4 protein-coding genes are annotated in these 6,863 nt (G+C 48.1%); all 4 read right to left on the bottom strand.

The window, feature by feature from the left end; translation table 11 throughout:
- On the bottom strand, window positions 1-729 hold a 729-nt coding region (locus BZG25_RS15400), incomplete at its 3' end, for a hypothetical protein (RefSeq protein WP_077639349.1).
- Window positions 730-754: 25 nt separating this feature from the next.
- Window positions 755-4,306: a toxin VasX gene (locus BZG25_RS15395; RefSeq protein WP_077639348.1), complete on the bottom strand. Its 3,552-nt coding sequence runs from the start codon at window positions 4,304-4,306 to the stop codon at window positions 755-757.
- Between the two features lies 1 nt (window position 4,307).
- Window positions 4,308-5,105, bottom strand: coding sequence for a DUF4123 domain-containing protein (locus BZG25_RS15390; protein WP_077639347.1), 798 nt, complete (start codon window positions 5,103-5,105; stop codon window positions 4,308-4,310).
- Window positions 5,102-6,863, bottom strand: a 1,762-nt coding sequence (locus BZG25_RS15385; RefSeq protein WP_108744033.1) for a type VI secretion system Vgr family protein, incomplete at its 5' end; no start/stop codon positions are given. The genes BZG25_RS15385 and BZG25_RS15390, both read right to left, overlap by 4 nt.

Raw genomic sequence — 6,863 nt, 5'->3', positions numbered from 1 at the left:
GATCATATTCCAAAGACGCTGGTACTCCACCACTCGCTCGTTGGTGCCAATTAAGTTACTAATAGGCACACCCACAGAATAAGGCTGATAGCGATGAACCAACATCAAATTGTAGTTCAGGTGACCTTGCGGACTCGGTGCCGACATCAACACACAGTCAAACTCGATAAAAGGATGCGTAAAGCGCACTTTATTGCCACGCTTATACAGCGTCACCATCCCGGTCTGACGGTTTAAGCTATATACAGGTTTGCTTTTTAAGAAAGGGGCTAGGAAATAATAGCCTTTACATACCAACTTGTAGTGTCCCCATATAAGCAAACAAGGAAGAGTAAAATAAAGGGTTAGGCCATAGGCAATTATTGACCAATCCTCCCATTTCTCTATCCATTCTCCTTGACCAAAAAGTAGAGCATATGCGATTAACAAATAAAATAATGGCAAGAACAAAATTAATAGTATTTTTGCCAGCCCCACCATTAAAAAGTATAGTTGAGACCAGCCTGATAAAGATTCACTATCTAAGCTTTCTTCGGTCCAGAATGAAGGCTTTTCACTTCCTTCTGTCTCTTTTATTTTAGATGGTAATGTTTCTCGAGCAAGTGATAAAGCAATAGTGTCATTTGCCTTGGTAAAGGGGAAGACTTGCCCTTTGGTTAGTAGCTGCTGCAAAAAACCGTGCGGTGGTTTAGCGGGTTGTAGCGACAATTGCTCAGTATTGTATATCATTAACTATTACCTGATTATTATTGCATTAGGAGCTTGACGCTGGTGTGTTAGCGACCAAGGTGGCGTTAGCCCAACCAATATCGCTGTCACCCTCTAGATCAAAACTAGGGACAGGACTTATTTCTGCATCTTCTTTGGTTTGGTCGAGTTCTAAAGTTGGGAAGCTGACCCCTTCTACCTCTAACCTTGTGCGGGTTATAAATACAGGTTTGTAGCGATTAATATATGAACGCAAAGGAAAAAGGCTGTAGTCTGAACTGATGCTAGGTACATTTAGGTTATACGCAACAAAATGTGCTTGGCCCTCATCTGTTTTTTCTGTATGAATTATTCTTAAATTATCTCGGCTGAGGTTAACGATTTCACTGGTCGAGCGCAGGTTCCCCGTCCTATCGGTCGTCTCTGTGATTTTTTCGATCGCCTGGCGGGTATAAAATTCAATATCAAGTGTTTCTTCGTTCAATAATGAGGCTAAGTTTGTATTGACATGTATTACGTGAGTGGCACCAAGAGACTGCATACGGCGTTTTAGTTTTTCAGCAAAAACCGTCTCACTCTCAAGGTGATAGGCTTTCGTCGATAGGGTTAAGAACATGCCCAACAAGCGCTCATAGGCCGTTATAGGATCTAATAGGTGCTGATAGTCTTCATTGGGCTCTTCACCGAAGGGGCCATGCGTCATCCAGTTTTCTAACGGACTATTTTTCGAATATGAAAAGAGCACCAAGCCCGCTACTGATACACCTATACCCAGCCAAGCAATCGGGCCCATAGCAAATAGTATTGGTGCGTTGGTAGCAAACAACCCTGTCGCGACTGTGGTAACGAAGGTGCCTATCGCCACCATCCCCATAGCAATACTGGCATCAATATCATTGTTTTGCCATAGACGAATCGCATCCCAACCAGCAATCGCCGCGGTTAAAAAACCAGCGGCAAGGCTGGCTAGGCCTATGACGCTCACTCTACCAAGTAGCCTTACTGTATTACTTTTAGACGCTACCCAACCGACCAGAGAACCGGGCACTCTAAAAGCAGTAGCATTTGATACAGTCGCAAGGCGAGAGGCATTTTGTGTGTAAAGATTTGAGGCATGTACTGTAGCGATTCCTAAGTCTGCTAGGACGCTGCCAACTTGCGCAAGTGAATAAACATCACGAGATCGTGTTAGATTACTAAAATGTTGAGCATTCACCATCAGGTTAACAAGCTCAATAACCGCAATAAAATAAGGAACACGTAGTCCCTCGTAGGCATTGCTGGCCGTCTGGTTGACATTGTTTAACGCTCGGCGGGTGTTGGCTTGATTAAAGGCTTCTGCCACCTGGCTGTCTTCTGACACCACAACCACTTTAAGTGGCAACTTAGGCCCAACTGCTGCGCGATCAACGCCGGGGATATCGCTAGACCTAAACGCATTTTTACCGGTTGAGGCCACCAATTTCCCTGACGCATTTTCATACATACGTGCCATGGGTGCTTTTTTTTGCTTAGTTTTAATGTATTCCCGATCAATATCACTTAGGCCCCAAGTCAGGCCATGCCCTTCTACGCCAACGACAGTCCCTTTAAACGCCTTTCCACCGACGGGTTGATAGGTGATGTCCCCCAACATTTCACTGTTTGCTGATTTCATTAACCGCAAAACAGGTGCATAGGCGCTGTTAAACTCAATGACCTTCGCTTCATCAGCCAATTCTTTGCTCAATTCCAACAAGGTTTCGTAATAACCTCGAAGAATGGTATCTAGGGTATTCGCAACCCGTCGCACAGAACCAAAGTCGCCCTCTTGGTTGTTGTTGGCGGACGACACTGAGGCAAGATCGAAGACTCGCAAATCTTCATCTTGAATATCCTGACCCTTTTTAAACCACAATGCGAGTAACTCAGGCGTTGCCAACCCATCGCCTAGATTAACTGGCTCTGGCGGCTCTTCCAACAACTCGTCCAAGCTAACACTTTGTTCTGCAGGGAAAAGTATCGGGTGCAAAGCTGAGCCGCCACTGGGCAGTAGAATATTCTTTGCTGTATCTAAATAGGGAGACATCCCCCGATCTTCATAGTGAGAGAGTTGGTCAAGTTTTTTCGTATTCACGCAAAGCGCAGATACCGCTTCCCCTACCAGCTTTTGGGCTGCCGCTGCATTGATATCGTTGAGTGAGCTGATATCTCGGATCACCACAGCCAGCCGCGGTTCCTCAATAATGCTTTGTACGTAACCTTGCAAATTTTCTATATCGGTGCAGCATATTTGACGCTCTACGGTGCGCAGTGTTCGATGAAAACGTCCCCCTAAGAAAGTATCCATCTCATCGTACGCAGCATGTGACGGATTTTCATTTTTGCCAAACTTGGGAGGAACAACTAACTTTTGCACTAACTCCGCAGAGCGGTAATGAGGTTGTTGGCTCATATCAACGTAAATTTGTTGCATGTAAGCCACACCACTTCGCGCGAGGTAAGTATGGTGTCTAAGATCAAAAAGCGGATCATCCAGCACAATGGCTCTTAAGTGACGTTGCTTGGCTTGAGCAAGATAGTCGTCTGTCGATTCCGCCTCCCACATTTCGCTCTCTCCAGAGTCGGGAGACAGAATGTCCATCAGTGCAGAGTGTCTGAGCCCATACTCGTAGCGGTGAGGTTGATGATCATAATACCGAAGCATATTCGGCGCGGACTCGCCATCTTCCCTCATGGATTCAAGCTCTCCCTTCACCGTTTGATAGGTTTGATTAACCCAAGCGCCGGATAGATCGCGATTGAGCTGCATCGGCTCGGCAAGGAAGAACTCTAATTCAGGCGCCCTCACTCGCATAGCAGGTAACGCTGTGACTTTCAGTATGTCTGACCCATCAACCGCATTAAGACTGTCTAGCGGTTTAGCACGTTGCATTAACTGCTCTGGGTGTGCCTCAAGATAGTTCAGACGGGGCGCACTCCATTGCACTTCAGAAAATGCAATATGAACAACGGATTGCTCGTTTTTTGCTTTGGCGGGGATCCAAATCTCACCTAAGGGCATTCCTGTCGCAACACGTTCTTCATCTTTAAAGGGTTGATCTCGCCCCTCTCGATAACGATAGAGGTGAACGTCTTTTAAGCACATTTCCCCGTCTTCAGGTGTAATGTGGATCTCTCGCCATGCTTTGTGGTTATAAAAAACATATAAATACCCCGCGCGAACAGGTGCCACACGGTCCGCATTGGTCAAGGATTCCTGATATGACGGCAAAAGAGTGAGCGGAAGCACTGAGTGAACCAAGTAATCTTGTTCGTCTTGCTTTCTCTCTGTCACTGTTACATTTTCAAATAACGGTAGCTTAATGGGCCCATCGTCGGCATCCACTTTCAACCAGACGTTACGATTTTCTTTCTCGTCGCTCCAGTCCCAGCTGTATATCGTGGTGTCATCGAGTTCGGGGTCTACCTTCTTCTTGGCTTCAAGAGAAGGTTGCTGCGTCATGTCTGTTAGATCATAAAACTCAAAATCCTGCTCTGCTCCATGTTGTATTCCTGTCACTTCAATAAGAAGCTTTTTGCCATCGCATGCAGGCGCTGAAGAAAACTTATCAGACATTTTAATACTCCCTAGACACCCATTTCTCTAATTGTTCCACGATGCTCGTTTCAGTCTGTCCTGGTGCGATTGTTAACGATGCTTCGTCCAAACTGATCGCATTTTCATGTAGGAGAGAGTGAACCTTATTGATTAACGCTTGGCTCTCTATTTGATGCTTTGCACAAAAGTGGCTAACTGCTTTTTGTTTGGGCCAGTCAAACACGTCAATGCCTTGCGTTTCAGCCCATTGCTGTATTTCTTGCTCTGCGTGCTTTTCGTTCAATGCATCTTTCTGTGAATCCGTCAGCTGCCACAATGACGACGATGCTTCTAAGGTATTTGCTCCGAGGATATGCACCCACTCAGGTTGTCGACTGTGTATCTTCTGGTACACATAAGCCCCAGAGAGAATACCGAGCCAATCAGCGGTATCACTTGGTTCAGCAAGCAACAAAAAATAGCTTGCTACTGCCGGTACGTAGTAATGTAAAAAGCCTTTTCGCGCTGCTGAAAACTGCACTTGAAGGCGATTTCTTAACTGCGCTAGAACAGCGTCGAACCCTACCGTGTTTGGAGCAGAAAAGTATAAAGTCCTATCTTTGGATAGCTTATCGACAATGGGGTCATTCGCTCTCAAAGGAATAACAAGTGGACTACGCTCTATCATCACTGATAGCGGCGTCGATAAATAAAGTGGTTCAATATTGTGACCAGCAATAAGTCCATAAACCTCTTGATGCATGCCGTCATAGTCACTCACTAACGCATACCAGTTTATCGGCTCATCACCATGAGTGGATGCTAGATGTAAGCTCATACGTTATTCCCACAAGGGCAGTCTGATAGCGGGCAACTACCGTCAGGTTGTTTAAGACACGCTTGCGTAATAGGTGTTTCAGATTTAACGTCGGCAATAACTTGTTGCACAAGACTCGCCGTCGCTGGAACAGCGATAAGCGTCGGTGCCCCTTGCTGTGTTTCTGATGTGGTCATTACATCAACCGCTTGGATATCGGGGAGTGGTGCGGCTTCGGGATCGGCTAAGTCGTCGATGGTTTTTGGACGCTTCGCCATTTGGCCATTAAAGCCTGGGCCACTGCCTGCACTGCCGCCTGAGTTTAGGTTCACTGCGGCACCAGAAGCATGCACGCCTGCCGCATCCACTTTCACAAAGCTACCGCCGGCACTTAAGGTAACTTCTGCACCGGCTTCGATCACCAGTTTGGCGCCCGTTTTTAGGTGAATGTCACTCCCTGCATCTACAGCATGAACCTTACCAATTTTATAGTGCTCACTGGCTTTGACGAGATTGGAGTGATTGCCACCAATATGGGTGCGACTCTCTCCCTCCACGGTATGATGCGCATTGCCCATCACACGATGAAACTGGTCGTTGTGTACCTGATGGTGGTTGACATGACCTATCTCGGTCACCCGGTCGTTTTCTACCTCGGTGTGCCAGTCTTTTTGCGCGTGTAAATACACTTGCTCACTACCCGATTGGTCTTCAAACGTGAGCTCGTTGTAGCCCTCGCCTTGGTGGCTTTCACTGCGCCAAACCGTCTTGGTTTTGTGTGCCGGTAAGGTATAAGGCGGCACATTGGTCGCATGATACGTGCGGCCGGTGATAATCGGTTGGTCCGGGTCACCGTGTAGGAAGGACACAATCACTTCATGGCCAATGCGGGGAATCGCCATCATGCCGTATTGGCTGCCCGCCCAGCCTTGCGCCACTCGTATCCAGCAGCTGCTTTTGTCATCGCCGTTGGAATAACGGTCCCACGGGAAGTGGACTTTCACTCGACCGTGTTCATCGCAGAAGATTTCTTCACCATCCGGTCCCACCACGGTGCCTATCATGGGGCCATCCACTTGAGGTTTGGGCGTCGGCGTCGCACGCCACGGGGTGGTAGCAGGGATAAGCATAAACTGGTTGTTGTAGGTAGTGGCCCCTTGGCCGCCCTCTTCTTCCAGTGCTTGCGGTTGGCTGCCTTGGTGATGCACCCGCACCACTTGCCACGCTTGGTTCACGCCCTCATCCAGATGGTCGCTGATGGTAAAGCGATAGCCGGCTCTTAATGCCGGTTCATTGCTTTGGCCGTTGGCATGCTCGGCCTCACGGCGTAAGTACTCGAGGCGGGTTTGGTTAAACGCCTGTCCGGTGGTGTCGTCTTTAAAACGGCCCGGGAAGTCAAAGTGCTCGTAGCTGTCGGTGCGCTGGTAATCAATGCCATCGGCTTGCGCCGCTTGTTGAAAACTATAACGAGGCTTTTTAAAGCTGTAGTCCTTTAACGCCGTGTGGCTAGGCTGCGCCGCCGTGTGGCGTGTCAGCCCATAGATATACGGGGTATCGGTGCGACCGCCGCTGACGGCATTATAGGGCACAGGACTGTCAAGCTGGGGCAAGCTGTCGGGGGCATCGGTCACTACCAGGGTATGGGTGTTGGCATCGTGCTCATGGTGATACACCAAGCCCTCTTCTGCCGCTAAGCGGTGGAAGAAGGCTAGGTCGCTTTCTCGATGCTGCACACAGTATTCACGTTCGGCATAGTCACGGGTTAGCGAGAAGCTAACC

Source organism: Salinivibrio sp. ML198 (assembly GCF_001996015.1).
In the GTDB taxonomy this organism is placed as follows: Bacteria; Pseudomonadota; Gammaproteobacteria; order Enterobacterales; family Vibrionaceae; genus Salinivibrio; species Salinivibrio siamensis.
The sequence above is the reverse complement of the archived record's forward strand: the minus strand, read 5'-3'. Positions and strand labels throughout refer to the sequence as shown.

Coding starts and splice junctions, on each gene's coding strand:
- BZG25_RS15395 (WP_077639348.1), bottom strand. CDS start 4,306: ATGTCTGATAAGTTTTCTTCAGCGCCTGCATGCGATGGCAAAAAGCTT.
- BZG25_RS15390 (WP_077639347.1), bottom strand. CDS start 5,105: ATGAGCTTACATCTAGCATCCACTCATGGTGATGAGCCGATAAACTGG.